Source organism: Paenibacillus sp. BSR1-1, assembly GCF_030403775.1.
GTDB lineage: Bacteria > Bacillota > Bacilli > Bacillales > Cytobacillaceae > Neobacillus.
This window is the reverse complement of sequence record NZ_JAQMWQ010000005.1, coordinates 227,732-254,169: the sequence shown is the minus strand read 5'-3', so window position 1 is coordinate 254,169 and position 26,438 is coordinate 227,732. Positions and strand designations below refer to the sequence as shown.

28 protein-coding genes are annotated in these 26,438 nt (G+C 38.3%); 9 read left to right on the top strand and 19 right to left on the bottom strand.

Features of this window, described 5'->3' with window-relative positions; all coding sequences use genetic code 11:
• Nucleotides 1–136: 136 nt before the first annotated feature.
• The 7 genes from PH210_RS11345 to PH210_RS11315 all read right to left on the bottom strand — a co-directional run bounded on the left by PH210_RS11345 (nucleotide 137) and on the right by PH210_RS11315 (nucleotide 6,726).
• Nucleotides 137–2,026, bottom strand: coding sequence for an ABC-F family ATP-binding cassette domain-containing protein (locus tag PH210_RS11345; protein WP_289985426.1), 1,890 nt, complete (start codon nucleotides 2,024–2,026; stop codon nucleotides 137–139).
• On the bottom strand, nucleotides 2,023–2,664 hold the full coding sequence (locus PH210_RS11340; RefSeq protein WP_289985424.1) for an HD domain-containing protein: 642 nt from the start codon (nucleotides 2,662–2,664) through the stop codon (nucleotides 2,023–2,025). Before PH210_RS11340 ends, PH210_RS11345 begins: the two co-directional genes overlap by 4 nt.
• A gap of 73 nt (nucleotides 2,665–2,737) precedes the next feature.
• Entirely contained in the window at nucleotides 2,738–2,893 is a 156-nt protein-coding gene (locus tag PH210_RS11335; protein WP_289985423.1) for a hypothetical protein, read from the bottom strand.
• 60 nt (nucleotides 2,894–2,953) lie between these two features.
• Nucleotides 2,954–3,802 carry a DegV family protein gene (locus PH210_RS11330; RefSeq protein ID WP_289985422.1) on the bottom strand — a complete coding sequence of 283 codons (849 nt, stop codon included), beginning with the start codon at nucleotides 3,800–3,802 and terminating at the stop codon, nucleotides 2,954–2,956.
• 195 nt (nucleotides 3,803–3,997) lie between these two features.
• Entirely contained in the window at nucleotides 3,998–4,489 is a 492-nt protein-coding gene (locus tag PH210_RS11325; RefSeq protein WP_289985419.1) for a glutathione peroxidase, read from the bottom strand.
• 3 nt (nucleotides 4,490–4,492) lie between these two features.
• Entirely contained in the window at nucleotides 4,493–5,029 is a 537-nt protein-coding gene (locus PH210_RS11320) for a hypothetical protein (RefSeq protein ID WP_289985418.1), read from the bottom strand.
• Between the two features lie 14 nt (nucleotides 5,030–5,043).
• Nucleotides 5,044–6,726, bottom strand: a complete 1,683-nt coding sequence (locus PH210_RS11315; protein ID WP_483312097.1) for a formate--tetrahydrofolate ligase — start codon at nucleotides 6,724–6,726, stop codon at nucleotides 5,044–5,046.
• A gap of 226 nt (nucleotides 6,727–6,952) precedes the next feature.
• On the opposite strand from PH210_RS11315, the gene metA reads away from it, so the two are divergent.
• Together metA and PH210_RS11305 are read left to right on the top strand one after the other, a co-directional pair.
• The gene (metA, locus tag PH210_RS11310; protein WP_289985414.1) at nucleotides 6,953–7,861 is read left to right on the top strand and encodes a homoserine O-acetyltransferase MetA; all 909 of its coding nucleotides are present in this window, start codon (nucleotides 6,953–6,955) and stop codon (nucleotides 7,859–7,861) included.
• An 80-nt stretch (nucleotides 7,862–7,941) separates the two neighbouring features.
• Nucleotides 7,942–8,154 (top strand): DUF3892 domain-containing protein, encoded by a 213-nt coding sequence (locus PH210_RS11305; RefSeq protein WP_289985412.1) that lies wholly within the window; start codon nucleotides 7,942–7,944, stop codon nucleotides 8,152–8,154.
• A 29-nt stretch (nucleotides 8,155–8,183) separates the two neighbouring features.
• Here the strand turns inward: PH210_RS11305 and mntR are convergent, their stop codons facing one another.
• The 3 genes from mntR to PH210_RS11290 all read right to left on the bottom strand — a co-directional run bounded on the left by mntR (nucleotide 8,184) and on the right by PH210_RS11290 (nucleotide 11,263).
• Nucleotides 8,184–8,606, bottom strand: coding sequence for a transcriptional regulator MntR (mntR, locus tag PH210_RS11300; protein WP_223593366.1), 423 nt, complete (start codon nucleotides 8,604–8,606; stop codon nucleotides 8,184–8,186).
• Nucleotides 8,607–8,700: 94 nt separating this feature from the next.
• On the bottom strand, nucleotides 8,701–10,869 hold the full coding sequence (locus tag PH210_RS11295; RefSeq protein ID WP_289985411.1) for a DNA topoisomerase III: 2,169 nt from the start codon (nucleotides 10,867–10,869) through the stop codon (nucleotides 8,701–8,703).
• Nucleotides 10,870–11,005: 136 nt separating this feature from the next.
• Nucleotides 11,006–11,263: a hypothetical protein gene (locus PH210_RS11290; RefSeq protein WP_289985409.1), complete on the bottom strand. Its 258-nt coding sequence runs from the start codon at nucleotides 11,261–11,263 to the stop codon at nucleotides 11,006–11,008.
• A 209-nt stretch (nucleotides 11,264–11,472) separates the two neighbouring features.
• On the opposite strand from PH210_RS11290, the gene cspD reads away from it, so the two are divergent.
• Entirely contained in the window at nucleotides 11,473–11,673 is a 201-nt protein-coding gene (cspD, locus tag PH210_RS11285) for a cold-shock protein CspD (RefSeq protein ID WP_026563856.1), read from the top strand.
• Between the two features lie 44 nt (nucleotides 11,674–11,717).
• Here cspD and PH210_RS11280 read toward each other — a convergent pair whose 3' ends face one another.
• Together PH210_RS11280 and PH210_RS11275 are read right to left on the bottom strand one after the other, a co-directional pair.
• Nucleotides 11,718–11,906, bottom strand: a complete 189-nt coding sequence (locus PH210_RS11280) for a zinc-finger domain-containing protein (protein WP_289985402.1) — start codon at nucleotides 11,904–11,906, stop codon at nucleotides 11,718–11,720.
• A gap of 21 nt (nucleotides 11,907–11,927) precedes the next feature.
• Nucleotides 11,928–12,584, bottom strand: coding sequence for a reverse transcriptase-like protein (locus PH210_RS11275; RefSeq protein ID WP_289985401.1), 657 nt, complete (start codon nucleotides 12,582–12,584; stop codon nucleotides 11,928–11,930).
• Nucleotides 12,585–12,732: 148 nt separating this feature from the next.
• Between PH210_RS11275 and PH210_RS11270 the strand changes: the two genes are divergently transcribed.
• Both PH210_RS11270 and PH210_RS11265 read left to right on the top strand, forming a co-directional pair.
• Nucleotides 12,733–13,149 (top strand): RNase H family protein, encoded by a 417-nt coding sequence (locus tag PH210_RS11270; protein WP_289985398.1) that lies wholly within the window; start codon nucleotides 12,733–12,735, stop codon nucleotides 13,147–13,149.
• The gene (locus PH210_RS11265; protein WP_289985397.1) at nucleotides 13,146–14,066 is read left to right on the top strand and encodes a DMT family transporter; all 921 of its coding nucleotides are present in this window, start codon (nucleotides 13,146–13,148) and stop codon (nucleotides 14,064–14,066) included. The genes PH210_RS11270 and PH210_RS11265 overlap by 4 nt, the downstream gene beginning before the upstream one ends.
• 57 nt (nucleotides 14,067–14,123) lie before the next feature.
• Here PH210_RS11265 and PH210_RS11260 read toward each other — a convergent pair whose 3' ends face one another.
• Nucleotides 14,124–14,393 (bottom strand): DUF6123 family protein, encoded by a 270-nt coding sequence (locus PH210_RS11260; RefSeq protein WP_289985396.1) that lies wholly within the window; start codon nucleotides 14,391–14,393, stop codon nucleotides 14,124–14,126.
• Between the two features lie 40 nt (nucleotides 14,394–14,433).
• Nucleotides 14,434–14,925, bottom strand: a complete 492-nt coding sequence (locus PH210_RS11255) for a divergent PAP2 family protein (RefSeq protein WP_223593380.1) — start codon at nucleotides 14,923–14,925, stop codon at nucleotides 14,434–14,436.
• A gap of 83 nt (nucleotides 14,926–15,008) precedes the next feature.
• On the opposite strand from PH210_RS11255, the gene sspL reads away from it, so the two are divergent.
• Nucleotides 15,009–15,146: a small, acid-soluble spore protein L gene (gene sspL / locus PH210_RS11250; RefSeq protein WP_289985394.1), complete on the top strand. Its 138-nt coding sequence runs from the start codon at nucleotides 15,009–15,011 to the stop codon at nucleotides 15,144–15,146.
• A gap of 50 nt (nucleotides 15,147–15,196) precedes the next feature.
• On the opposite strand, the gene PH210_RS11245 is transcribed toward sspL, so the two are convergent.
• From PH210_RS11245 to PH210_RS11225, 5 genes are all read right to left on the bottom strand, one after another.
• Nucleotides 15,197–16,093, bottom strand: coding sequence for a 5'-3' exonuclease (locus PH210_RS11245; protein WP_289985393.1), 897 nt, complete (start codon nucleotides 16,091–16,093; stop codon nucleotides 15,197–15,199).
• A 70-nt stretch (nucleotides 16,094–16,163) separates the two neighbouring features.
• Complete coding sequence (locus PH210_RS11240) at nucleotides 16,164–16,991, bottom strand: sulfurtransferase (RefSeq protein ID WP_289985391.1); 828 nt, start codon at nucleotides 16,989–16,991, stop codon at nucleotides 16,164–16,166.
• A gap of 21 nt (nucleotides 16,992–17,012) precedes the next feature.
• Nucleotides 17,013–20,678, bottom strand: coding sequence for a dynamin family protein (locus PH210_RS11235; protein ID WP_289985389.1), 3,666 nt, complete (start codon nucleotides 20,676–20,678; stop codon nucleotides 17,013–17,015).
• Nucleotides 20,679–21,799: 1,121 nt separating this feature from the next.
• On the bottom strand, nucleotides 21,800–22,369 hold the full coding sequence (locus PH210_RS11230; RefSeq protein ID WP_289985387.1) for an isoprenylcysteine carboxyl methyltransferase family protein: 570 nt from the start codon (nucleotides 22,367–22,369) through the stop codon (nucleotides 21,800–21,802).
• Nucleotides 22,370–23,458, bottom strand: coding sequence for a type III polyketide synthase (locus PH210_RS11225; RefSeq protein ID WP_289985385.1), 1,089 nt, complete (start codon nucleotides 23,456–23,458; stop codon nucleotides 22,370–22,372).
• A 659-nt stretch (nucleotides 23,459–24,117) separates the two neighbouring features.
• Here PH210_RS11225 and PH210_RS11220 point away from each other — a divergent pair.
• From PH210_RS11220 to PH210_RS11210, 3 genes are read left to right on the top strand one after another with little or no spacing between them, the layout of a single operon-like run.
• On the top strand, nucleotides 24,118–24,267 hold the full coding sequence (locus PH210_RS11220) for a cytochrome c oxidase subunit 2A (protein WP_289985383.1): 150 nt from the start codon (nucleotides 24,118–24,120) through the stop codon (nucleotides 24,265–24,267).
• Between the two features lie 20 nt (nucleotides 24,268–24,287).
• The gene (locus tag PH210_RS11215; RefSeq protein ID WP_289985381.1) at nucleotides 24,288–24,764 is read left to right on the top strand and encodes a cytochrome c oxidase subunit II; all 477 of its coding nucleotides are present in this window, start codon (nucleotides 24,288–24,290) and stop codon (nucleotides 24,762–24,764) included.
• Nucleotides 24,764–26,422: a b(o/a)3-type cytochrome-c oxidase subunit 1 gene (locus PH210_RS11210; protein ID WP_289985379.1), complete on the top strand. Its 1,659-nt coding sequence runs from the start codon at nucleotides 24,764–24,766 to the stop codon at nucleotides 26,420–26,422. The genes PH210_RS11215 and PH210_RS11210 overlap by 1 nt, the downstream gene beginning before the upstream one ends.
• Nucleotides 26,423–26,438 lie beyond the last annotated feature (16 nt).

Below are 26,438 nucleotides of genomic sequence, written 5' to 3'. Positions count from 1 at the left end.
TTCGCGAGTAAATTACCTTTTTCGGCGAGTAAACTTAAAAGTTTCGCGGGTAAATCGTAAATTTCCGCGAGTAAACAGAAAATACCCGTACCTTATATTCCATTCACCACAAAAAAGCACGCCAGAGGCGCACTTTTTATTCATTTTCCGCAAGCTCAGCTAAATATGACCATCTTTCAATTAAATATTCGAGTTTTTCATTCAATTCAGCTTCCTGCTTCATTAAATCCTGGGCTTTGGTGAAATCGCTGCCCGACTTGCCTAATTCCTCCGAAACTTCTTCAAGCTTTGCCTCGGTTTTAGCTATGACCTCATCAATTTCTTCCCATTCTTTTTTCTCTTTAAAGGACATTCTTTTCTTTTTTTCCTTTTCAGGAGCTTTAGGAGCTGGTGCCGAAACTTTCACAGTTTTCACTGCTTCTAGAGTGGTTTCTTTCTCTAGATATTCCGTGTAATTTCCATAAAAGGAATCTATGATACCTTCACCACGTAAAACAAGCAGCTGCTCTGCCACTTTATCGAGGAAATAGCGGTCATGGGAAACGGTGATTACCACACCAGGAAATTCTTCGAGATAGTCTTCAAGGACAGTTAAGGTTTGTGTATCTAAATCATTGGTCGGCTCGTCTAGTAAGAGAACGTTAGGTGCAGTCATTAAAAGCTTCAACAGGTAAAGACGACGCTTTTCCCCACCAGACAACTTTCGAATCGGTGTTCCATGGGTAAATGGCGGAAATAAGAATCGTTCAAGCATTTGGGCCGCGGAGATGGTCTTGCCATCCGATGTTTCTACAATCTCGGCCGTTTCCTTAATGTACTCAATCATCCGTTTACTTTCATCCATGTCTTCGCTTTCCTGAGTATAATAAGCGATTTTCACGGTCTGTCCCATGATGAATTCACCTTCATCAAGCGGAATTCTCTGGGCGAGAATATTTAAAAGGGTTGATTTTCCCGCTCCATTCCTGCCAATGATCCCAATTCGATCGCCAGGCTTCACTAATAAATCAAAATGATTTAAGATTGTTTTTTCTGCATAGCGCTTGGACCCATCCTTCAGTTCAAAAACCTGTTTGCCAAGTCTGCTGCCATTTAACGAAATATCAAGCTTTTCACTGGATGGCTTTCCTGATGCAACCTTTTCATCTAGCTCTTCAAACCGCTGAATACGCGCCTTTTGCTTCGTTGTTCTTGCTTTGGCGCCGCGCCGGATCCACTCAAGCTCCCGCCGGAAAAGGTTTTTTCTTTTTTCAAAGGTCGCTGCTTCATTTTCTTCCCGAATCGCTTTAGCTTCTAAAAAAGCCGCATAATTTCCTTTGTAGCTATATAAATTGCCGCCGTCTAATTCAAACATCCGATTGGCAACCCGGTCTAAAAAGTAGCGGTCATGTGTAACCAGCAAAATGGAACCTGAGTATCTGCTTAAATATTCCTCCAGCCATTTAACGGAATCAAAATCCAGATGGTTTGTAGGCTCATCAAGGATAAGTAAATCCGGTTCAGCAATCAAAACCTGTGCTAAGGCGACACGTTTTTTCTGACCGCCAGAAAGCTCACCAATTTTCTTTGTAAAGTCCTCGATTCCCAGCTTCATTAATATCGACTTAGCATTCGTACTCGCATCCCAAGCATTTAACGCATCCATTTGCTTTTGCAATTGAAATAGTTGTTCTTGAACTTTTGCATCAGATGGAAATTGCTCCAGTTCCATTAGTGTTTTTTCGTATTCCCGCATTAACTTTAAGATGGGCGCTTCTCCATGAAAGACTTGTTCTAGCACAGACTTGTCCACATCCAATTCGGGCTGCTGGTCTAAATAAGCAATGGAATAATCCTTTGCAGTGATAATTTTACCTTCGTCAGCAACGTCCACACCTGCAATAATTTTTAATAAAGAAGATTTGCCTGTCCCGTTTATCCCGATTAATCCTACCCGTTCCTTTTCACTAATCGTGAAGGATATATCGTTAAAGAGCTGTTTCTCCCCATAGGTTTTTGACACATTTTCAACTGTTAGCATTTTCATGAGCCTTGCCCATCCCATTCTTGGTAAAATTGTTCTAAAAATAAGACCATCATTTGGTGACGGCCAGCAGCCATATTTTTGGCAGCTTCTGTATTTAATAGGTCTCTTAATTTCAATAGTTTTTCGTAGAAATGATGGATGCTAGTCGATTTTCCTTTTCGATATTCTTCCAAACTCATTTCTTTTCTTACGGTAATACTAGGATCGTAAATAGGCTGTCCCTTTTTCCCTCCATAGGCAAACGCTCTGGCAATTCCAATTGCCCCGATGGCATCCAATCGATCAGCATCCTGTACAATCTTAGCTTCAATTGATTCTAAGGTGGTTTTTCTTCCGCCTTTATATGAAATCGATTCGATAATTTTTACGATATGATTTTTGTCGGAATCCGTTAATGAGACAGACTCTAAAAAGGTTTCAAGTTTTTGCTTCCCTTTTTCCGTACTTTCATTTAATTTTTCATCAGGTATATCATGGAGAAGCGCAGCCATTTCGATGATAAACGGATCTCCAGCTTGTTCTTCCTTGCAAATATGTAAAGCGTTCCGACGGACACGATCGACATGGAACCAATCATGGCCTGTTGCATCTTCACCTAATTCATGTCGAACAAATTCTTCGGTTTCTTTTATGACCATTTAAAGCACCTTCCTTCACCCATGTTATTTTATCATGAAAAACAAACAAAAAATAACCCCGAATGTTTCGAGGTTATTTTTTGTTTGCTTGACGTCCGCTTTTTTTCTGGCTTTGTGAACTAGTATTTCCAATTTGAAAGTCACTGCCTAGCTCAATATCATTTCGGTTATCCTGTTTTTCAATTTGAGCTCTTGTTTGATTTGGATTCTGCCTTCCTTGTTTACTCATGGCCAATCCCCCTTCTGCTTAGATTGCTTGCAATCCTAGTATGCTCTAGTAGGGGAAAAGTTATTTCATGGCATTATGCCAGCTGATTCCAAGGGTATTTTCACCTGCATGGACGCCAATGACTGCACCTAATGGGCAACAAATTACGTTTAAGTCAGGAAATTGCTTACCAATTTCAGCTTTCCATTCCTCCGCATATTCTTCATGAAGACCATAAAGAATATAAACCTCTTTAAATTGTTGCTTCTCATACGCTATCCTGAAGTAGTCAAGGATTTTTTCCTTTGCTTTTTTCTCGCTTCGGACCTTTTCCTTTACGTTCAGGGCACCATCTTCAATTGATATGATGGGCTTTACGTTTAACAAACTTCCCAGGAAAAATTGGACACCTGTCATTCTTCCGCCACGATGAAGCTGCTCCAGGCTTCCAACCAAAACATACGTTTCATTCGTATCCCTAATTCTGCTCATTTCCTCAAGGACATCTTCAAGTCCAATGCCCTCTTCAAGCAGATTCATCCCTTTTTTGAGTAAAGCTGACATAGGATAGGTAAGAATTTTCGAATCAAAGGTTGTTACCGGAATATTTACAAGTTTTGCTGCCTGTTCACTTGAGGATACTGTACCACTTAGTTTGCCTGATAGATGGATACTGACGATTTGATCATAATCTTTTTCAAGCTGTTCATATAAAGCCTGGAATGCACCAATTGATGGCTGTGAGGTGGTGGGAGGATTTTTTAAATGTTTCAATCTTTCAAATAACTGGGTTGGAGTCAAATCAATACCATCTGCATACACCTCACCATCCAATATTATCGATAATGGAATGGAGTACACATCTGGATGATTTATTAATTCACTATCTAAATAGGCTGTGCTATCGGTTACCCATGCTGTTTTGACCAAGACCATCTCCCCCTATTTTTAGTATGTGGTCATAATACTAAGTTAAAACCATCGTACCCTTATTTTTGAATATTGTAAATATTTAATATTACGCTGTGTTAAAATAGTCAGTTGATTTCCGTTCCAATCAACTGGGTTAAAAAATCAATAGTGACCTTTAGCACAGCCTAATAATAAAAAATAAAAACCGGCTGATTAGACCGGTTTTACTGAAAGTAATGTCTCTATATCTTTTGCGATTTCGCTTGGTTTTGTCTGAGGAGCAAAACGCTTTATGACTTTTCCATTTGAATCCACTAAAAATTTGGTGAAGTTCCACTTTATTGTATTAATGCCCAACAACCCAGGAGTTTGCTCCCTGATGTATCTAAACAATGGATGGGTATATACCCCGTTAACATCCACCTTCGCGAACATCGGGAACGTTACACCATAATTTAATTCGCAAAAGGATTTAATCTCTTCTTCACTGCCAGGGTCTTGATTCATAAATTGATTGCAAGGAAACCCAAGGATTTCTAACCCTTTATCCCTATAGTTTTCATATAGACTTTGCAGCTCTTTAAATTGAGGGGTGAAACCACATTTGCTTGCCGTGTTTACAATCAGTACTACTTTCCCTTCAAATTGCTTGAGCGAAATTTCTTGTCCATCAATCGTTTTAGCGCTAAACTGATAAATTGTCATCCTTTACCCCCTATTTTCTGGCGTCACAAATGCCTGCAGCTTTTCCATTGTAGTGACCATAAAATCAGCCATTTCAATCAAATCATCCATTTGCTCTTCACCAATTATTCTTTCAAAATCAAGCGTAATAGTATTTTTGATTTTTCTAGGTTTGTCTAAAGGATTATATTCTATAGATTGAGTAATTTTCCTCTTTTCGCCCCAAATGTCTAAAAATATTGTTTCAATCGCTTGAAAATCAGCTGAAGTATCCAAAAGTTCGAGGAAAAATTGTAATTTAACATAGCTCCCGGCAAGCTTTTCCGGCAGGGAGTTGGGCAAAAGCTCCGCAGCCAGGTTAACAAGCTTTGATTCCATTTCAATTTTGGCAGTTACGGAACCTGCTGGCAATTGAAAGGATAGGTCAAACGAACGCGACATTTTCGCCATATTAATGATATCATTTCGGTCTGTAATAATGATTTCACCGCTTAGGTCAAAATCATAAAATGCACCTTCAATAACTACTTTCATATTATCAAAGGCAGTCGGATCAAACATCTTTTTTCTCTCCTTTAGAAAAGGCCTAACGCATTCCCGTTTTCATCCACGTCCATATTCAAGGCTGCTGGCTTTTTGGGCAGTCCAGGCATTGTCATTACTTCCCCTGTTAAAGCAACGATAAATCCAGCACCAATTGATGGTTTAAACTCCCGGACCGTTACGGTAAAATCCACTGGTCTCCCTAATTTGGAAGGGTCGTCAGATAAGGAATATTGTGATTTTGCCATACAGACAGCCAGATTGGACCAGCCGAATTTTTCAAAATCCAGCAATTGTTTTTTCGCTTTTGGGGAGAATTCAACATCCTTTCCTCCATATACCTGCTGGACGATTGTTCTTACCTTTTTATCGATGGAATCAGAGAGGTCATATAACGAGTGGAAATTATTTTCCTCCTTTTCAATGACGGTTAAAATTTTTTCAGCGAGCTCAATACCGCCTTCCCCGCCCTTTTCCCAAACCTCTGTCAAGGCAACCGGAACGTTTTCGCGTTGACACCACTCTAACAATGTCTCAACCTCTTGGTCGGTATCGGTGATAAATTTGTTGATTGCCACCACAATTGGCAGTCCAAAGCTTTTAATGGTTTCAATGTGTTTCTGCAGGTTCGCAAATCCAAGTGTTAGGGCCGGAATGTTTTCTTTCGATAATTCCGTTTTCGCAACACCGCCATGCATTTTCAAGGCCCGGATTGTTGCTACAATGACAACCGCTTCCGGTTTTATGTTAGCACTTCTAGATTTTATATGTAAAAATTTCTCAGCTCCTAAGTCAGCACCAAAGCCAGCTTCGGTAATGACATAATCGGCAAGTTTGGCAGCAGCCGTCGTTGCAATCACACTATTGCAGCCATGGGCAATATTGGCGAAAGGCCCGCCGTGAATCAGGGCAGGTGTATGTTCAATGGTTTGAACCAGGTTTGGTTTAACCGCATCCTTTAATAACAAGGTTAAAGCTCCTTCAACACCTAAATCACCGACCGTTACTGGTTCCTTATTGTAGTTATAGGCAACAACCATTCGGGATAACCGTAACTTTAAATCCTTTAAATCAGTGGCTAAACAAAGTACTGCCATAATTTCCGAGGCAACAGTAATATCAAAGCCGTCTTCTCTTGGGACACCCTGCAGAGGACCGCCAAGGCCGATTATCACTTTTCTTAATGCTCTGTCGTTCAAATCCAAAGCGCGTTTCCAAACAATTCTCCGCTGATCGATCCCCAGTTCATTTCCTTGTTGGAGATGGTTATCTATAAGAGCCGCAAGGGCATTATTTGCCGTCGTTATCGCATGTAGGTCTCCAGTAAAATGCAAATTAATATCTTCCATCGGAAGAACCTGTGAATATCCGCCGCCAGTAGCCCCGCCTTTTATTCCCATTGTTGGCCCTAATGAAGGCTCGCGCATCGCAATCATGGCTTTCTTGCCAATCCGATTGAATGCATCTCCCAATCCAACAGTTACGGTTGATTTACCTTCTCCCGCGGGCGTAGGATTAATCGAAGTCACAAGAATTATTTTTCCACTTTCTTTGGTCTTAATTTTGGTTAAAGCTTCATTCGAAATTTTCGCCTTATATTTTCCAAAAAGCTCTAGATCATCTTCTTCTAAACCAATTTTTTTGGCAATCTCGATAATTGGCTGCATTTTTGATTCTTGGGCAATTTCAATGTCTGACTTAACTGTTGTTTTCATTACCACCCTAATCCCCCACATTCAGCATTTAGAATATAACTACGACTTCATTGTATCAAAAATGCGCTTTCAAACCGAATGTTAATTATGAACAAATTATTATCTTTTCTGAATTTATAATATATGTTTATAATAAGAATAATGAATTTTTTAAATATTCATTGACGGACAACGGTGAACCGTTGTATTAATAAATGTATCATTTAATACTAAAGGGGTTGGTCATTTGCCTATTAACATTCCTAAACTGCTGCCTGCAAGGGAAATTTTGGAGCAGGAAAATATTTTTATCATGGACAATGAGCGTGCTACAAGTCAGGACATCAGGCCATTAAATATACTTATATTAAATTTAATGCCTGAAAAGGAAAAAGCAGAAACACAGCTGCTAAGATTATTGGGGAATTCACCCCTTCAGGTGAATGTTAAGTTTTTAAAAACAGACTCTTATGAGTCTACCAATACAAGTAAACAGCATCTTGAACAGTTTTACACAACCTTTCCGCAAATTCAAAACCAGAAATTTGACGGAATGATCATTACTGGTGCTCCAGTTGAACTTTTAGAGTTTGATCAAGTAAAGTATTGGTCTGAACTTAAAGAAATTATGGATTGGACCAATAAAAATGTAACCTCCACTTTACATATTTGCTGGGGAGCGCAGGCAGCACTTTACTATCATTATGATATTGAAAAATTTGAATTGTCTCGTAAATGTTCTGGCATTTATGCTCATCGGATTTTCGAACAAAATGATATCTTACTTAGAGGGTTTGATGATCAGTTCTATGCTCCTCATTCCCGGTATACAGATGTATCCGTTGAAGCGATTAAAAGGAATCCAAAACTAAAGCTCCTGGCTGCTTCCGAGCAGGCTGGTGCCTTATTAATTGCTTCAAGAGATAGAAAGCATGTTATGATTACTGGTCATTTAGAATATGAATCTGATTCACTTGCACAGGAATACGATCGCGATCTAAACAAAGGATTAGAGATTCATATGCCTGAAAATTACTTTCCAAACAATGACCCAACCCAGCCGCCTATTAACCGTTGGCGTTCCCATGGCCACCTATTCTTTTCAAATTGGCTTAATTATTATGTCTATCAGGAAACCCCATTTAATTGGGATTAGAAAGCATCGGCGTTTGCCGGTGCTTTTTGGTTTATTTTGCGTATGATATAGAAAGAATATAGCGAAAAGGAGGAATAATCGTGGAGACAATAGTCGCATTGCATCGTAATCATTTTGGTGAAATTATCAGCTTTGTCACTTCAGAAGGGCGGATTATATCCTATCGGAAGGCTTTAGTCGAGGCAGAATCGGGTCAAATCGATGGAATATTATCCGTTCAGGGTGCTGATGGAACAGTATCGTTAACCCCAGAGTCCACTCAGTCATTCGACGATTATCCGAATTTATTTTAAAAGCACCCGGCTCAGGCCAGGTGCTTCTTTTAATTTTGTTCGTTTTGTTTTTGAATTTCTTTTAATGCTTCCACGCGGTTCGGGTTTTCTTCAAAAAACTGAACCAAGTCCCCAATACGATCGATGGAATCCCAGCTTAAATGATGCTCGATCCCCTCAACATCTGTATAGATGTTTTCATCTTTAACTCCTATAATTTTAAGAAACTGTTCAAGAAGTTCGTGTCTAAAAACAAGGCGCTTGCCAATTTTATTACCTTTTGGAGTTAAACTGAGTCCTCTATATTTTTCATACACCAAATATTCATCTTTATCCAGCTTTTGAACCATTTTTGTTACTGAGGAGGGATGTACAGATAACGCTTCGGCTATATCAGAGACTCTCGCGTATCCTTTTTCTTCAATTAAATTATAAATTTGTTCAATATAATCTTCCATGCTCGGTGTTGGCATCCCTTACCCTCCATTGTCTATCATCATTAAAAGTTTACTATAGATAAAAACGAGTGACAAGGCTATTTATCTCTGAAACAGATCCCATCGGAATTTATTTTGGTACAGGCTCAGCAAAAATAAATTTAATTTTTTGCTCCTTTTCATCGAGATAAAGCTTTGCATTAAAGGTTTTATCTTTATTTGTAAATCCTTCTATCAGGTCTGTTGATCCTTCTTTAAGAAGCATTTTAATATTCTTTTGGGTTATGTTCTTTCCAAGGATTTTTTTCGAAATGGTAAAATCACACTTATTATTTTTATAATTTGAACAGCCATAAAAGCTGCCTTTATCGACAACGGAGCCATCACATTTCTTACAGGGTCCTAGTTTTGTAAAGGTTCTGGTCTTCATCGATTTCTTTCCAGGAGTAAAATTTTCCCTAACGTCATCTGAAAAAGTCCAATTATTAGCTTGACCAGTTCCGGATGTTATTAGGTGCAAAACCATTTTTTTCGTCTGTTCCATAAACTGCTTCGGTGAAGCGGAGCCGTCTGATATTTCCTTCAGCTTTTGCTCCCACTTAGCTGTCATTTCCGGTGAAGCAAGTACCTCTTGACCAATGGCACCGATTAATATTTTGGCCTTGGCGGTGGCATACACCAAATTTTTGGTTACTTCAATATAATGCCGATCCTTCAGCATCGTAATAATACCTGCTCTAGTTGCTTCTGTCCCAAGTCCTTCCGTCTTCGCTAAAATTTTCTCTAATTCTTTATCCTCGATATGTTTGCCAGCTGTTTTCATTAAGGTTATTAACTGGCCTTCTGTATATCGCTTGGGCGGCTGTGTTTGGCTCTCTTTTACCTCTACTTTTTCGGTGATTCCCTGCTCGCCTTTTGCCAGCTGCGGCAGGGCAGGGTCATTATCATGGTCCTTTGGTTTTAAAACCTTTCTCCAGCCTTCTTCAATTTGAACCTTCCCCTTCGAGATAAACTCTGCTCGTCCATCTACAAGGGTTGTTACCGTAGTATATTCGAAAATGGCTTTTTTGTAATGAATCGCTAATAAACTTTTCACTACTAAGTCATAAATTTTCCGCTCGTCCGGATCTAACTTTTCCATAGTTGGAATTTGCTCAGTTGGAATGATGGCATAGTGATCGGTCACTTTTTTTTCATTTACATACCGTTTATTATCTGCAATCGAGGAAATCGGCAATGGGAAAAAGCCTTGATAGTCTTTAAGCTGCCCTAATTTATTAAGAATTTCCGGGAAGGTGCCCGCTTCTTCTTTTGTCACATAACGTGAATCAGAGCGCGGGTAAGAAACATTTCCTTTTTGGTAGAGTTTTTGCAGAACATCCAGCGTTTTTTTCGGCGGGAATTTAAATAATTTATTAGCCTCTGCCTGTAAAGTAGAAAGATTATATAAAAGGGGCGGGTAAAATTCTTTTCGCTCGGAGATTACGTCCGCGACTTCAGCCGGTTTTCCTTGGCAAAATGCTGCAACCTTTTCGGCCAACTCCTTTTTATTTACACGAGTTTCACCATCATTCAGCCATTTCCCAATGTATCTTTTTTCATTTATTAAGAAATGTGCAAGAACCTCCCAAAACGGTTCAGCCTTAAAATTTTCTATTTCTAATTCCCTCTTAACGATTAAAGCTAATGTAGGTGTCTGGACTCTTCCAACCGAAAATACATCGGAAAAACCTTGTTTTTGAAGAAGCAGGCTGTAAAGTCTAGATGCATTCATTCCAACCACCCAGTCAGCACATGCACGTGTATAGGCTTCAAAAAATAAGCTTCGTGTATCGTTTTCATCGAGCAGTTTTTTAAACCCTTCTCGAATGGCATTTGCAGTTAAGGATGAAATCCAAAGCCTTTTCATTGGCTTATGGCATTGGGTTAGTCTTAAAATATTACGGATAATTAACTCCCCTTCACGCCCCGCATCACCGGCATGAATAATTTCCGTTACCGCAGGATTTGAAACAAGCTTTTTAATAATCGCAAACTGTTTTGATTTATCTTTCGTGACTTCATATTCAAACTGATCTGGAATGATTGGCAAATTATCCAAGGACCATTTTTTCCAGCCAGGCTGATATTTTTCCGGAGGAACTAATTGGCAAATATGTCCAATTGCCCATGTTACATAGGCACCATTTGGAAAAAGTTCATTCGAAAAAATTTCAATAAAGCCGTTTTGCTTTTTATGCTTAAAGATGGACGCCAGAGTTGAACCTTGATCTGGTTTTTCAGCAATAATTAGCTTCATAATCATTGTCCCCTTTTTTTATAAAACATCTCCGCTATCATTTTACCTATTTCGAACTATCCTCGTAAAGTAATAATCATATCCATAAAAAAACCTTTCCGGTTAGAGGCCCGAAAAGGTTGACGTTTATCCATGACTATTGAATATACCAATTTTCTTCTGAAATAATATTTGAAACGGTTAATATAAATGATGGAATCCTTTCTACATTAAACACAATCGCTCCAATATTCCTGTTAAACATGATAAATGCATCTCCATGCGAGAAAGTGGCAAGTTTATGACTCATTTGCTGCAAGGACATAAAGATTGCCTGTTTCTCGTCTGCTTCAATCATTATCTGTGGTGAGAATCTTAAGATCCATTCATCTCCGTCAATCGAAAATCGATACATGATTTCCCCACCCAATCATGTAAAATTTATTAATTAAACATATGAAAAAGTAGGAATTTTATGTTATGAATTGGATAAAAAAACGCTGTCATTCCTTGACTGTCCATTTCCCTTATTGTATATTTAAAGCATCATGTATCCGAACATGATAATATTCATCTTTGGCACCAATAAAGGGGTGTCTTGAAAGGCTTAGGAGGAAGAAGTACATGCAAAACGGTAAAGTAAAATGGTTTAACAATGAAAAAGGTTTTGGTTTTATCGAAGTTGAAGGCGGCGACGATGTATTCGTACACTTCAGCGCTATCACAGGCGAAGGCTTCAAATCATTAGAAGAAGGCCAAGAAGTTTCTTTCGAAATCGTTGAAGGAAACCGTGGACCACAAGCAGCTAACGTTGTAAAACTATAATCCTAATAACAACCATTCAAAGGCTGACGATTTCGTCAGCCTTTTTAATTCGTCAGTTTTTTCCCATACTCCTGCAGCTTTTCTCCAACGGTGCATTGTGAAATACAAAAACGGTGCGCTGCCCTCCGACCGCCCTCTTTTTTCAAATATTGATGCAAAAAGCAGCCTTCACAGTAATGATTAATCATGTTTTCGACCTGACTTAAAAGTTCTTTTCTGGCTTGATCCTTCACTAATTCCGTACACCCCCAATGCTATAGGATTAATGTTTTGGCAAAGATTTCTTTTCCTTCTAGTGCTTGGGTAGCCAACTTATCTGCCTCTTTATTTTCTTTTCTTGGAATGACCGTATATTTAGGTATGAGACCAAGTGCTTTGATTTTTTCCTCGATTCGATCCAGCCAGCGGTTTAACGTTGCTTCATAGCACGGCCAATCCCCTTCCAGCTGCTTTAACACAACCTGCGAGTCCCCCTTAAATTCACAGGATAAATGTTTAACACCTAAATCCTCTAAAATATTTAAAGCATAATAAAAAGCAGCATATTCGGCTTCATTGTTAGTTTCCATTTCATTAAATCGCTCATTAGCTCGGATCCGGTATTTCTTCTTCCCCTGCTTAAAGAAGATAACTGCTCCGAGACCAGCTTCATTTGTTTCCTTTTGAAAGCCCCCGTCAAAAAATACAATAATGTCATGTGGGTCCTCTTCAATTTCTGTTAACAGTTTTCTCATTTCCTTTAATATCCAAGAAGTTCCTGTTTCATCATAAAAATACAAATCCGTTATTTTTCCAGAGCGCTCCAAATCCTCACCTATCTGAATGGCTGTTTCGCCTGAGACCCATTCAGATGAGAACTGGACCTTTTCATTACTTTTTAATTTATGATACCACTCAAGCCTATATTTCATTGTTTTCAGTCCTTCATAAAAATTTCAGTCACCATTATATATATTCTTTTTTATCATACCCACTTGTGCCATATAAAAAATATTTTCCTGCATGACTGTTTTAAAATATGATAAACTTTCATTATTACATTGTTGGAGGAAACGTAAATTGATTGAGGTCTACATTGATGGAGCCAGTGCCGGTAATCCTGGTCCTAGCGGTGCAGGTATTTTCATTAAAGGAAATGGAATAGTTGAAAAATATTCAATTCCCCTTGGTGTTATGTCAAATCATGAAGCGGAATTTCACGCTTTTATTAAAGCGTTAGAGATTTGCCTAGAAAAGGGATTTGCTGACGCTGTTATTTCCTTTCGGACTGACTCCGAATTGGTTAACAAGGCTGTTGAAAAAGAATTTGTTAAAAACAAGCTTTATTCTCCTTTGCTTGAAACGGCATTACAGTTTGCTAAACGGATTGATTTATTTTTTATGAAGTGGATACCAAGTGCTGAAAACAAAACAGCTGATGAGCTTGCCAGACAGGCAATTCAAAGAAATGAATTTGGGGAGCAATCAACACCATGACAAAACCTATCTATGCAGATTTAAGTTTGCTTCTTGTCACTTTAATTTGGGGAACTACTTTTGTATTAGTCCAGAATGCCATCGACTTTCTCTCTCCCTTTGCTTTTAACGGAATTCGTTTCTTCATTGCAGCAATATTACTAATTATTTGCCTGCTTATTTTTGAGAGAAAGCAATTACAATTTTTGGACTTCAAATTAATTAAATCGGGAGTATTAATTGGATTTTGGCTGTTCCTTGGATATGTAACTCAAACAATCGGCCTATTATACACCACCACCTCAAAGGCTGGATTTATCACTGGATTAAGCGTCGTATTGGTTCCGTTATTTTCAATGTTTTTATTAAAGCAAATGCCGAGCCGGAATGCGGTATTAGGTGTGATTACCGCTACACTTGGCTTATTCCTGCTGACAATGACGGATGTAAGTTCCTTAAATATTGGTGATGGATTAGTTTTTATTTGTGCGATTAGCTTTGCCATGCATATTATTTTTACTGGTAAATTTTCAAGCAAGTATCCATCACTATTATTAACGGTCATTCAGATTACAACCGTTGCCGTTTTATCGATGGTCTCTTCATTTCTATTTGAGGATTGGCAAAGTTCTTTTAACATGACAAATTTATTATCGAATTCAGTTATCGTTGCATTAATTATCACAAGTGTTTTTGCCACTGCCATGGCCTTTTTTATTCAAACAAATTTTCAAAAATATACGTCAGCAACCAGGGTTGCTTTAATTTTCGCAATGGAGCCGGTTTTTGCTGCAATCGCTGGCTACCTATGGGCAGATGAACGCCTGTCCGTCAGTGCATTGTTTGGCTGCATACTTATTTTTATGGGAATGATCTTTGCAGAGATGCCGGTTAACAAACTCCCTTTCCTTAAAAAAAATAAGAGTATCGAAGGATGAAAAAAACTCCCTTTTCCATTTTGAAAGGGAGTTTTTCTGTATCTTTGCGAAAAGAGCCTATAAAGCAAGAAGTTCTTTTTCTTTAATGAACTTTATGGCGCCGCTTCTTGTTTTAATCCTATTTGCAGCTAATGTTTCCAGCAATGAAACATAAAAACTGCCATCAAAGCTTTTCTGCGCCTTTAAAGTTAGTTCAATTGCCGTATTGATGACTTCATCGGAAGCATTAGTATAATGTTTCCCGAAAAAAATAAAGCCAATGGCATCCTCTTGAAATTGAAATCCCTTTCCTTTCAAGAAGTGTAAATAATCTTCTACCGTCCGCATTTACGTTCCATCCCTCTCCCTGCAGTCTAAAAGCGTCCCTTTAGAATCTTAACGTAAATTTGGGGATTTTTCTATTCTTTTTTGTACATTTATGGCCTAAAATTCCCACTAGAACCCCTAGAAGTGCTCCGCCAATTACTTCTTCTGGCTCATGACCTAACATTTCTTTCAGCTTTTTGGGTTTCTCTTCTTTAAATTCTACACTTTCATCTTTTTGTATCTTTTCAATTAAATCATTCATTGAGTTTACCTTTAAGGTGAGCTCCCCTGTTTGCCTTCTAACCCCTTGGGCATCGTACATGACGATCAGCCCATAAACAAGGGATAGGGCAAAATCTACCGTTGGCAGACCACGCTGCAGGGCAATATACGTTGTTAAGGTTGATACGCCCGCTGAATGAGAACTAGGCATCCCGCCTGTCCCAAAAAAAAGCTCTGGACGCCATTCCTTCTTTTTAAAATAGTGGATAGGAATTTTCACACCCTGTGCCAGTGCAATGCTAAAAAGGGCTAAATAAACACCTTTGTTCATTTTATCACCTCTGCCTTTATTGTTAGAAAGGCTGAGTTTTATTATTCCTAATGGAGATACTAACCAAGCAGGAGGTGATGGATATGGGTAAAAAAGTCGGAGCTAGTCGTGGTGTTAAAGCACCCGGTGTTAATCCACAAGGTTACGGTCAGGATGCAGAATTTGCTGAGGAACCGAAAAGTAAATTAGAAAATGCAGCCAAGAAGAAAAATACAAAATAATATAAATCTGGCTGCCCACAGACAGGCAGCCAGATTAACTTTACTTGTTTTTAGGAAACATATGCTTCATCCAGCGGCAGCAAACGCTGCACGCCGCGAAGCTCTAATTCCATTAATTTATTTAATGCTTTTTCTTTTTCAATTCTAAGTCCAGCTTCTTCTAAGGTACAGCTTACGGGAACATCACATTTAATTTCTGCGAGCCTTCTCGAAAGGTGAAGCATTTCTAAATCCTGTTCAATTTTAGTTTTGTTAGATTTAGACAGCTGGTCCAAGTTTGCAATAATTCCCTCGACATGATCAAATTCCTGAAGTAGCTTTAATGCTGTCTTTTCACCAATTCCTTTAACTCCCGGATAATTATCACTAGGGTCACCCATTAAAGCTTTTAAATCAATCATCTGCCTTGGTGTAATTCCTTTTTCCTCCCAGAAGGTTTGCGGCGTGTGTACATGGTAATTTCCATAACCTTTTTTCAACAAGATGACTGAGATACTCTCATCAAGGAGTTGAAGGATATCCTGATCACCCGTCAAAATCGAAACATGTGCATATTCTTTGGTTTGATTGGCAATGGTTCCGATGCAATCATCTGCTTCATACCCTTCTAGTCCAATATTAGGTATGTCAAATGAGGCAACGACCTCTTTTACTAGATCAAATTGCGGGATGAGCTCAACAGGAGCCTCGCCGCGATTCCCTTTATATGCATCAAATAATTCTGTTCGGAAGGTTTTACTGCCCATATCCCAACAAACGGCAAGGTGGGTTGGTTTAAAAGAAGATACGGCTGTAAATAAATGCTTTACGAAACCATGGATTCCATTTGTAGGAATTCCTTTAGAATTTATCATAAATTGTCCTGATACCGCCGTTGCATAAAACGCACGGAATAACAAGGCCATTCCATCAACTAGCATAAGTGAAGGCTTTTGAATATTGTTCATTTTTGACCTCCTAAAATTGTTGGTTGAAAAACAACACGTTCTCCATTATAACATAATCTGAGGTCAAAAATTATTCTATTTTATTTTCTTTATAGGAAATCCAATCGCTAAAACTTCCAACGTAAAGCTTTACATTGTTATACCCGGCTTCCCTTAAAGCGAGGAAGTTGGGAGTTGCAGTTACGCCAGAGCCGCAGTAAACAATAATTTTCTTGTCTTCTCCAACATCCGAGAACCGCTCTTTTTGTTCTTCCTCCCTTTTAAAGCTTCCATTATTTAAACCGGCCATCCAAGGTTTATTTATTGCCCCTGGAATATGGCCTGCTTTCTTATCAATGGGTTCTTCAATGCCTAAATACCGCTTTTCTTCACGTGAATCAATTATAACGACATTTTCGTTTTTCCCTAAAGCTGCTTCTTTCACTTCTTCAATGTCCGCCATTATTTCCGGCTTTAATTGGATGTTAAACTTTTCTTTTTCAAAGGACGGCAGCACCACAGTTGTTGGATAATTTGCTTCTACCCACTGTTTAAAGCCCCCATCTAGTACATATACCTGTTCATGTCCAAGATAATGGAGGAGCCACCAAAACCGGCCAGCAAATGCACCTTCACCATTATCATAGACGACAATTACCTTTTCATTATCTATTCCTGCAGTTTCCAGTTTGTCGACTAATTCCGCTAATTCTGGCAGGGGGTGGCGTCCGCCATGGTCTCGGGCAGGACTTGATAGATCTTTTTCCAGATCAAAATAGACAGCGCCAGGCAAATGGCCAGCTAAATATTCTGTTCTTCCTTTTTCAGGATCAGCTAATGAAAACCGGCAATCAACAATTCTTACACTACTATCTTGTAAATTTTTGTATAACCATTCTTTATCCAGGATAAACTTCAAAATCTTCCCCCCATTTTCATATTATTTTTGTAATTGCTTCTGAATATTGGTCAAAAGTTCAATGGAGATTCCGCCTTCTAGTGCAGCAAGGAGGCCTTGATAATAATCCATCACTTGCTCCTCCATTTGATTTAACAAACGACTAAATTCAGTTGTTAATTTCCTCTCATAATGTCCCTTTAAAAGATTCGTTTCCTGCTTTAGATAGTCATCTGCAAGAGGATTTAATGTATTATAAAGCTCTTCACTCATCCACTTCTTTTCATTTTTTTCAAAAAATGATTTTGGATTTTTAAAATACGACAATGCTTTAGAAAAATGTTGATTATTTAAGCTAATTAACGCTGTTTGAAAATCAATATCCTCACCATGTACTATTTCAAACGTTGAAAAGGATAGGTCTTGATTTATTTCAAGAAATTCCCTGGTGATAGCAGATTGATAATCCACAAAAAGTTTTTCGATAAACCTGTCTAATCTTACAGTTGTGGCCCTCATTTCCTGAGCCAAGTCAAAGCCCAGACTTTCTAAAAATTCATCCAGTGCACCCTGCAATGCCCTTTTCAAATTTCGGCCATCATCTCTTAGGGTTGAGGGATTAAATGCTTCTTTAAAGAAATCGCCAAATCTTAAAAATACTCGTTGTTTGATGTAATAAACTAATTCTTCAGCCTCTTGATATAAACGATTTTGAATAGCCTCAGGTGTTTGTTGTTCAAACACTCCCTGAATGACCGCCTTTTGTTTTTCAATCTCAAGACGTTTTTGTTCCTTAATTGACTTGTCTTCATTTGAATTTTGAATTAGCTTGTTCACTAACCCCTGAACACGAGATAATTCTGCTTCCGCAGATGAAATAGTCATTTCTGTAAGATCATTGGTAATAAAATGATAAAACGCATCTTCAAAATTCGCCATTCCAGAGCTTCTATCATGTGTCGGATTGGTTTTCTCTTTTAATGAAAGAAGACTCGATAAGGAATAGAGGTGCGGATTTCTTATGCCATATTTAACAAGCTGTTCACCTACATAAGAGGCAACTGCATCCTTCTCTGCCTCATTTTCAGCAAGGTCAATGGCATTTATCAAAAAGAACATCTTATCCATTTGGAATGATTCTTTGACACGCCCGAGCTGGATCAGAAATTCCCGGTCTGCTTTTGAAAAAGCATGGTTGTAATATGTGACAAACAGGATTGCATCTGAATTTTTGATATAATCAAATGCGACACCTGTATGACGGGCATTAATGGAGTCTGCTCCTGGCGTGTCCACAAGAGTAATGCCTCTGCGTGTTAACTCACAATCATAATAAAGCTCAATCCATTCGACATAACAGGATTTTTCCTCTTTTGCAACAAACTCTTGAAACTCGGTTAAATCAGTTTCCATGATGGTCCCAAGTTGATTAACAAATGTGTCATAGCCTTTATTAAAAGCTTGTAAAAAAGCAAAATGGGTCTTTTCCAAAACTCCTGCTTGACCTTCCCCAAGCATAACTTGATCTATTCTCTTGGAAGCCTCCGCAAAATCGTCAGCATGAAACTCAAAAACCTTCAAAGAACGATTTACATCCTCGAGCATGGTGCTTTTTTCTTTAAACTTCACTAATACCGTTCCATGAGGAATTTCATCTGTTACTGGCTTGATTTTATTAATGGCAGCCGTTGTCGGATTTGGCGAAACTGGCAGCACTTTTTCCCCCATCAAGGCATTGGCAAAAGAAGATTTTCCTGCACTAAATGCACCGAATAAGGCAACGGTAAATCCCTTATTATTTAATCTATTTGCTTTTTCGACTAATTCTAGTGAAAGCTTATTAAATCCTGGCAGAGTTTGAATCTGCTTTGAAGCATGATGCAATCGATCAATGGTTACTTGCAAACGATTTTCTGCATTTGGCTGTAATGATTTTACTTCTTTAAGAGGAAGAATCTCTGCCTGGACTGAAGGGGCAGGCATGCTGTTGTTGTTTTTAGCAACAGCTGTTTCTCCTTCAGATTTGATTAATTCGTATTCTTCTACTTCCCTTTGGTTGAACAAGTGATAAAAATCTTCCTTTAGACCTTCTGATTTTGTCAGCTTCTCCGAAATGAGTTTTTCGATCCTCATCAAGTTTTGTTCGGAATTGGTTATTTCTGATATGGCGTTTACGTATTTCTCGACATTGCTAAATTCCTCTTCGAACTGATTCTTTAATTTGATATTTTGTTCCGTTAAGGAATCTAAGTATCGAGCTTTAAATTCACTTAATTGATTTCTCGCAATCTTCTTTATTTCATTTGCGACATCGTCTGTGTAATGGAGAAGATATTCTCCTGACAAGCGGGCACCTGCCTTAACTGTTTTCTGTAATATTTCAAGCGGTACAGGAATCGAAAATCCCTGAGCCAAACTTAGTAGTTCACCTTGATCAAGCTTGGTTTCCTTCAAGGTCCGCAGTAAATATTCCCGTAGATGCCACTCAAGCTGTGATTTAGTTTTATCAAGAATATCTTGATAAAAGCGGTCCAACCTAGCTTCCCTTTCCTCTTGGGTTTTTTGTTTAGAGAAGAGGAAACCAACCTTAAATTCCGGCTGACACGATTCTAAATAGCCCTCCGCCAAATTCCTTGTTTGAAACGGCATGAGATAGGCATTTTTCATAATTTGCGCTATTTCATGATCGAAATTTTTTTCCTTGTCACCTACTCCTTCTTTTAATTTCTTTAAATCAGAAGTGATATTTTGATAGGATGCTGACAAAGTCTGCTTATCATGATCGGGTAACTCATTTAATAGATCCATTGCTGGAGCAAGCTTTTCTTCTTCTGCTTTTTTTATCTCATTTAAATGGTCTTGAGTTATTTTCTTCAAAGAATGAAAAATAGATGGGAGCAGAAATTGATCTTTTGCCGCTAATCTTTCAGCAATGAATTCCTGTAGATCGTGAAATTCATTAAATGGGTTGTCTTTATATTTTAAGGAAGTATAAAAAATCCTCGCAGGCTTTACCCCCCATGAAGCAAAGGAATCGACAACACTTTTTTGGAATTCTGAAAAACTTAATTCTTCATCTTTATGCTTATCGATTTGGTTGATGACCAAATATACTTCTTTGCCTGCTTCGGTAAGTTCTTTTGTAAACAAAAAGTTTAATTCCGCTTGAACATGATTATAGTCCATCACATAAAAAATTAAATCGGCGAGATGAATCGCTGATTCGGTTGCTATTCGGTGAGCATCATCAGCTGAATCGATACCAGGAGTGTCCATAATTACCGTATTAGGCGGTAAATGAGAATCACTGTGGCTAATCTCAATTCCCTCAATTTGGTCTCCGTCTTTGCAATAGTTTTTGACCAATTCATAATCATAGGGGGCTAAATAAAGCCTTGGTTTTTCATTTTTGAAAAACACCTTGGCGTATTCCTCCCCAGATTTTACTTTCACTAAGTTGGCGCTTGTTGGTATTGGACTTGATGGCAGCAAATTTTCGCCGACGACCTGGTTGATCATCGTCGATTTTCCGGCAGAAAAATGTCCGCAAAAGGCAATCGTGAATTCACGATTTTCTAATTTTTGGGCCAGTTGTTTCACCTTTTCTGCTTGCTGCTGATCCTCTTGTCCCAATAAATATTCATATATAGAAACAGTTTTTTCCTTTAGTGTTTCTATCGTTTCATTTGGATTGGCTATTTTAACCATATTCTTATATACCCCTTAACAACATAATAATAAGTTTTATTTTATACGATAATTCAAACTTTTCCTATCTTGACACTAGAAAAAACAAAAAAAACAAGGCAATCCCCTTGGACAAACTTGCGAAAATCTTTGTATAGCCTTTTATTTCATTCACTAACTTATTTTAAAAAAATATTAATTTTAGGTCTTTCAACATGTCTGTTGATTTGCGCTCCAGGCGCTTCGCTTTCCGCGGGCGTGCCGGGGAGCCTCCTCGGCGCTTTGGCGCCTGTGGGGTCTCCCCTGCCCCGTACTCCCGCAGGAGTCTTCGCGCCTTCCGCTCCAATCAACCGAGTGTTTTCAATAAAGACCTTCTACTATTATTAAATAAAATGAATAAGTGGTGAATTAAATGTTTACTCCAAAGAGACTAGCCAAAGTGAATATAAATTTGCGTTATTGATGAATTTGTTACAGATGACTACCTTCTTGGCTTGATTTTTATAAATATTGGTTTTTCATCTCTTTTGAAAATGCACGTCCTTATTATAGCGATTATAACGCACGCTCTACTGATCCACTTATTTTTTTTATAAATGAAGATTATTTTTTATCTTTAAGGCATTCGTTCTGAACGTCAATCAGAAAGGAAAAAATTGTGCGAATCTTCCCAGATCAATCGCTGCACGAGCTTCGCTACAGTCGGTTAAGGGGATTAAAAAATTTAAGCAAACATGCCCTACCCAATGCCAAAATAAAAAAAGATTTAAACATACTTTGCTATTCTAGAAAAAGTGTGTGGAAATTCTTTAGGTTAATTTGCCTCCCCGCGGAAAGCGAGTGCCCGTAGCGGAAATCAACACCAAATGCAGGGACAATCAATTAACTAACCATAGGTAATTTAGATTCAGACAAAAAAACCAAGGCTTTCACCTTGGTTTTTTTTAAATCCTATTAATGTGTAACATTTTTTAAAACGTGCTTCATGACAAATGCATAAATTAAAACGGTTCCGCCCACAAAAGCAAAAGTCATATGTAACACCTTCCTTATCAGACTCTCTGCTGAGAATGATTTTCATCGTTAATTAAATAATAACATAGCTGATAATGATTTTCAATATCTCTTATGAATTGTCACAATTATTTATCAAACTTGGGAATAAAACGATGGCAGTCCTTAAAGGTTCCTTCATATTCTGTTATACTTTTTAGGGCATTTTCTTCCTCGCGAATTCGGATAGCCAGCATAATGGCATTAAAAATCGTAAAAAGACAGGCTGTCAAATAGGCAGAAAATAAGGTTGGAATAACTAAAAATTCGATTGTGACTACAAAATAATTCGGATGCCTTATATAACGGTATGGGCCTTTTCGAATGGCTGGAGCATCAGGTAGCACAATTATCTTTGTATTCCAAAATCTCCCTAATGAGGCGATTACCCATATTCTAAAAAACTGGGCAAGAACAAATATCATGAGAACCCAAGGCCACACAGTAGAGAATCCTCGATTGAATAACAGCTTTTCCAATAATAAACTGATAAAAAACAAGCTGTGCATCAGCACCATAAATCGGTAATGTTTTTCGCCAAATTCAATGGCTCCTCGCTTCTTCATCCAAGATTCATTATTTTTCGCAACCAGGACTTCCACAATCCGTTGAAGTATGATGAAGCTAAAAAAAAGTATAAAAGGAAGGAAATCCTTCATTTAATACCACCTCAATAGAAGTAATTCTGAGCTAAATCCTGGACCAAGGGCGGTGCAGAGCCCAATAGATCCTTCAGAAATATCCATTTCCATATAACGCTTTAAAACATATAAAACGGTTGCCGAGGACATATTCCCATACTGTTTTAATACTTCAAGTGATACTTCCGTCATTTTAGAGGGAATTTCTAATGACTTAACATAGGCATCAATTACTTTTTTTCCACCTGGATGGGCGATAAAATAGTCAATTTGCTCAATGGTCAATTCGTTCTCCTCCAAAAATCCACTTACATTAGGCTTTAGCCAATCTTCAATGATATGTGGGATATCACGTGAGAATACGACATACAATCCAGAATTTTTAACATCCCAGCCCATCACGTCCAAAGAATTAGGCATCAACATGGATTGTGTGGTGAGGATCATCGGTGATGTCACCTTTTTCCTAATAACCTCCATGTTCACGTTATCACCACAAACCAATGCACAAGCAACGCCATCGGCAAATAGAGAAGTCCCGATTAAATTGCTTTTGGATAGGTCGTTACGTTGGAAGGTTAGGCTGCACAACTCAACAGAAAGAACAAGAACTTTTGCGTTTGGAAAGGCCAAACAGTATTCAAATGCCCTAGATAAACCTGCAGCGCCTCCAGCACAGCCCAATCCCCAAATTGGAACCCTCTTAGTATGGGAACGAAATGGCAAGGTATTCATGATTCTTGCTTCAATGCTTGGTGTGGCGATACCAGTTGTCGAAATATAAAAAATAGCGTCAATTTCTTCATAAGGAATATTTTCCGTTAGAAAAACGCTATTATTTAAACACTTTTCGATGGCTTCGATACCAAGTGTGGTGGCAGACTCGATATATGTATTATTCTTTTCCTCAAAAGAATGATTCTCTTGGAACCATTCTATATCGTTTACAAAATGTCTTTTTTCAATTTGACCATTTTGAAACGCTTTTAATAATCGTTCAATATCCCTAAATGAATCACTAAAGAGCTCACGCGCGAATTTCGATGCTTGTTCTTGTTTAATTTCAAATGGGGGAATTGCCTCTGCAATGGAAATAATCGTAGGCATTATCATTCTCCTTCGACATATGTAAGGGTATTTTTTCCAGCAGACAAGAAAATTATGCGAGGAGGAAAATTGATAAAAAAAAGCTTCCCCTATTAGGAGAAGCAAACGTTTTGAAGGTTGTTGTTGTGCTCTCTTATTATAACTCGGAAATGGTTTTCGTACATTGCATAAACATTTCCAATTTACTGTTTATCCGGCTGCTTTTGAACTTCAATTTTAATTTTTTTATTGGCAACAGATCCGCAAATTTTGCAAATTTCTACCACATCGTAAAGAAGGCGGCAATTCTCACAATAATACTTTTCCACAAAAAACACGCTCTTTTCTGAAGGAAAATTAGGTATTTGATTTTATCTTATTTTCTGTTTTCTATTTTGTGACTACCTTTTAAATTTGTTCATTTTTTCACAAATTAGCTATTAATCAATTACTTTTATCACAGGATAGAAGTGATATTTCACATTTATGTCACAATTGCAAGCATGCCTTTGTGACATAAATCACTGTTACATCAAGTTTATAACATTAACATAGTAGATATCTAAGGAATGAACAATTTGTGAATTTCGAAATTTCATATTTTACTTTCAAAATTGTTTTGTATTATGAAAGAGAACTAATTAATTTATCATTTCATTATCTGAAGGGAGTGCAAGGAGATGGCAAAGGCGGAACTAAAAACAAAACATAAGACTGAAATAGAAGACAGCTCTTCTCTCAAGGGGACACTCGCATCTGTTTTCTTATTGGGATTCTTCATTATTATTACTTGGGTCAGTGTTTACTACTTATTCGTTGAACGTTTTTAAAATTTAAGGAGGAAACTATTATGCATATGCATAAATTTGAAAAAATTTGGCTGATTTTCGGTGTTGGCTGCTTGATCTTTTTTTTAACAACAGTAGGAGTAAGCGCTTTCTACCTAGGCAATAAGCCGCCTAGCTGTTTGACAACTGTTAATCCAGAAAAGGTGGATCAAACAAAACCCTTCGACAAACCAGGACTACATAAAGTAGAAGGAAAAGATTGGGATTATGAATTAGTCTATGTAGCACAAGCTTTCTCTTATAATCCTGCTCAAGTTAAAGTGCCGCTTGGAGCGAAGGTACGAGTTATCGCTACTACTAAAGACGTCGTTCACGGCTTCGAAGTAGCTGGAACCAATATAAACATGATGCTTGAACCTGGTTATGTCAGCGAATATACGACAACTTTTGATAAAGCTGGCGAGTATTTAATTGTATGTAATGAATATTGCGGTGCAGGTCACCATTTAATGAGCTCGAAGATTGAGGTGGTAGAATAATGGTTAACTCAGCAGTTTCAAAAATAAAAGTTGACCCGCGTGATGCAAAGCTTTCCATGGCGCATTTTTATGTGGCATTTATTGCACTTGCTCTTGGCGGACTAATGGGGTTGCTGCAAACTCTAGTCCGTTCTGGTAAATATGAACTTCCTGGCGGAATTGGTTATTATCAAATTTTAACCGTTCACGGTGTCATGATGGGACTTGTTTTAACAACATTCTTTATTATGGGATTCCAATATGCGGCAGTAAGCCGAACTGCAGGAACCCATTCCAATGCGGCTAGACGCACCGGCTGGATTGGCTTTTGGACCATGACGGCTGGAACAGCAATGGCTGCGACCATGGTTTTGCTTAATAAAGCAAGTGTCCTATATACTTTCTACGCTCCGCTTCAGGCACATTGGATTTTTTACTTAGGATTGACTCTTGTTGTGGTCGGCAGCTGGATTGATGGTGCCGCACAAATAATGACCTATGCCAAATGGCGGAAAAATAATCCTGGAAAACCTAGCCCGTTATTAAGCTTTATGGCCGTTATTAATACCGTCCTTTGGATCGTAGCTACTTTAGGGGTAGCTGCAACCGTTTTATTCCAGTTGCTTCCATGGTCTCTTGGATTAGTTGATACAGTTGATGTTTTAGTCAGCCGTACTTTGTTCTGGTATTTCGGACATCCGTTGGTTTATTTTTGGTTATTGCCTGCCTATATGTGCTGGTATACTATTATTCCAAAAATTATTGGCGGAAAAATTTTCTCAGATTCATTAGCTAGATTGTCGTTTATCTTATTCCTTCTCTTCTCTATTCCGGTTGGTTTCCATCACCAATTAACAGAACCGGGAATTGATCCAGCTTGGAAGTTTTTCCAAGTAGTATTAACCTTTATGGTTGTTATTCCTTCCTTAATGACAGCTTTCTCGTTGTTTGCGACGTTTGAGAGGTATGGCCGTTCAAAAGGGGCAACAGGGCTTTTTGGCTGGTTTAAAGTTCTCCCTTGGGGAGATGCTCGTTTTACAGTTCCATTCATTGGAATGGCTTCCTTCATCCCTGCTGGTGCAGGCGGTATCATCAATGCTTCAAACCAGATGGACCAAGTCGTTCACAATACAATTTGGATTACTGGGCACTTTCATTTAACGGCAGCTACCTCTGTGGTATTAACGTTCTTTGGAATTTCCTATTGGCTAATTCCTCATTTAACCGGACGCAAATTAACAAAAGCGATGAATAAATTAGGAATTATCCAGGGCTGGGTTTGGTTTATTGGTATGGTCTTCATGTCCGGCGCTATGCACTTCGAAGGCTTGCTTGGCGGGCCTAGACGTTCTGCCTTCTCCACTTATGGAGGAGCAAAGCAGGCAGCTGAATGGATTCCTTATCAAATTGCACAAGCTGTGGGCGGATCGATTTTATTCCTAGGCATTATCCTAGTTTTAATTATCTTCATTAATCTAGCATTCTTTGCTCCAAAAGGTGAGGAAGAATTCCCTGTTGGTGAAGCAGAAAATCCACAGGAGTCAGCTCCAATGGTATTCGAAAACTGGAAGTTATGGCTTGGCATCACTGCAGCCCTAATCCTTTTCGCTTACACGATACCATTTATTGATATAATTCAAAATGCACCACCTGGATCAAAAGGGTTCAAAACGTGGTAAAAATCAGAAAAAAAGG

Coding starts and splice junctions, on each gene's coding strand:
- PH210_RS11345 (WP_289985426.1), bottom strand. CDS start 2,026: ATGAAAATGCTAACAGTTGAAAATGTGTCAAAAACCTATGGGGAGAAA.
- PH210_RS11340 (WP_289985424.1), bottom strand. CDS start 2,664: ATGGTCATAAAAGAAACCGAAGAATTTGTTCGACATGAATTAGGTGAA.
- PH210_RS11335 (WP_289985423.1), bottom strand. CDS start 2,893: ATGAGTAAACAAGGAAGGCAGAATCCAAATCAAACAAGAGCTCAAATT.
- PH210_RS11325 (WP_289985419.1), bottom strand. CDS start 4,489: ATGACAATTTATCAGTTTAGCGCTAAAACGATTGATGGACAAGAAATT.
- PH210_RS11320 (WP_289985418.1), bottom strand. CDS start 5,029: ATGTTTGATCCGACTGCCTTTGATAATATGAAAGTAGTTATTGAAGGT.
- PH210_RS11315 (WP_483312097.1), bottom strand. CDS start 6,726: ATGAAAACAACAGTTAAGTCAGACATTGAAATTGCCCAAGAATCAAAA.
- mntR (WP_223593366.1), bottom strand. CDS start 8,606: ATGCCAACACCGAGCATGGAAGATTATATTGAACAAATTTATAATTTA.
- PH210_RS11295 (WP_289985411.1), bottom strand. CDS start 10,869: ATGAAGCTAATTATTGCTGAAAAACCAGATCAAGGTTCAACTCTGGCG.
- PH210_RS11290 (WP_289985409.1), bottom strand. CDS start 11,263: ATGTATCGATTTTCGATTGACGGAGATGAATGGATCTTAAGATTCTCA.
- cspD (WP_026563856.1), top strand. CDS start 11,473: ATGCAAAACGGTAAAGTAAAATGGTTTAACAATGAAAAAGGTTTTGGT.
- PH210_RS11275 (WP_289985401.1), bottom strand. CDS start 12,584: ATGAAATATAGGCTTGAGTGGTATCATAAATTAAAAAGTAATGAAAAG.
- PH210_RS11265 (WP_289985397.1), top strand. CDS start 13,146: ATGACAAAACCTATCTATGCAGATTTAAGTTTGCTTCTTGTCACTTTA.
- PH210_RS11260 (WP_289985396.1), bottom strand. CDS start 14,393: ATGCGGACGGTAGAAGATTATTTACACTTCTTGAAAGGAAAGGGATTT.
- PH210_RS11255 (WP_223593380.1), bottom strand. CDS start 14,925: ATGAACAAAGGTGTTTATTTAGCCCTTTTTAGCATTGCACTGGCACAG.
- sspL (WP_289985394.1), top strand. CDS start 15,009: ATGGGTAAAAAAGTCGGAGCTAGTCGTGGTGTTAAAGCACCCGGTGTT.
- PH210_RS11245 (WP_289985393.1), bottom strand. CDS start 16,093: ATGAACAATATTCAAAAGCCTTCACTTATGCTAGTTGATGGAATGGCC.
- PH210_RS11235 (WP_289985389.1), bottom strand. CDS start 20,678: ATGGTTAAAATAGCCAATCCAAATGAAACGATAGAAACACTAAAGGAA.
- PH210_RS11230 (WP_289985387.1), bottom strand. CDS start 22,369: ATGAAGGATTTCCTTCCTTTTATACTTTTTTTTAGCTTCATCATACTT.
- PH210_RS11225 (WP_289985385.1), bottom strand. CDS start 23,458: ATGCCTACGATTATTTCCATTGCAGAGGCAATTCCCCCATTTGAAATT.
- PH210_RS11220 (WP_289985383.1), top strand. CDS start 24,118: ATGGCAAAGGCGGAACTAAAAACAAAACATAAGACTGAAATAGAAGAC.
- PH210_RS11215 (WP_289985381.1), top strand. CDS start 24,288: ATGCATATGCATAAATTTGAAAAAATTTGGCTGATTTTCGGTGTTGGC.
- PH210_RS11210 (WP_289985379.1), top strand. CDS start 24,764: ATGGTTAACTCAGCAGTTTCAAAAATAAAAGTTGACCCGCGTGATGCA.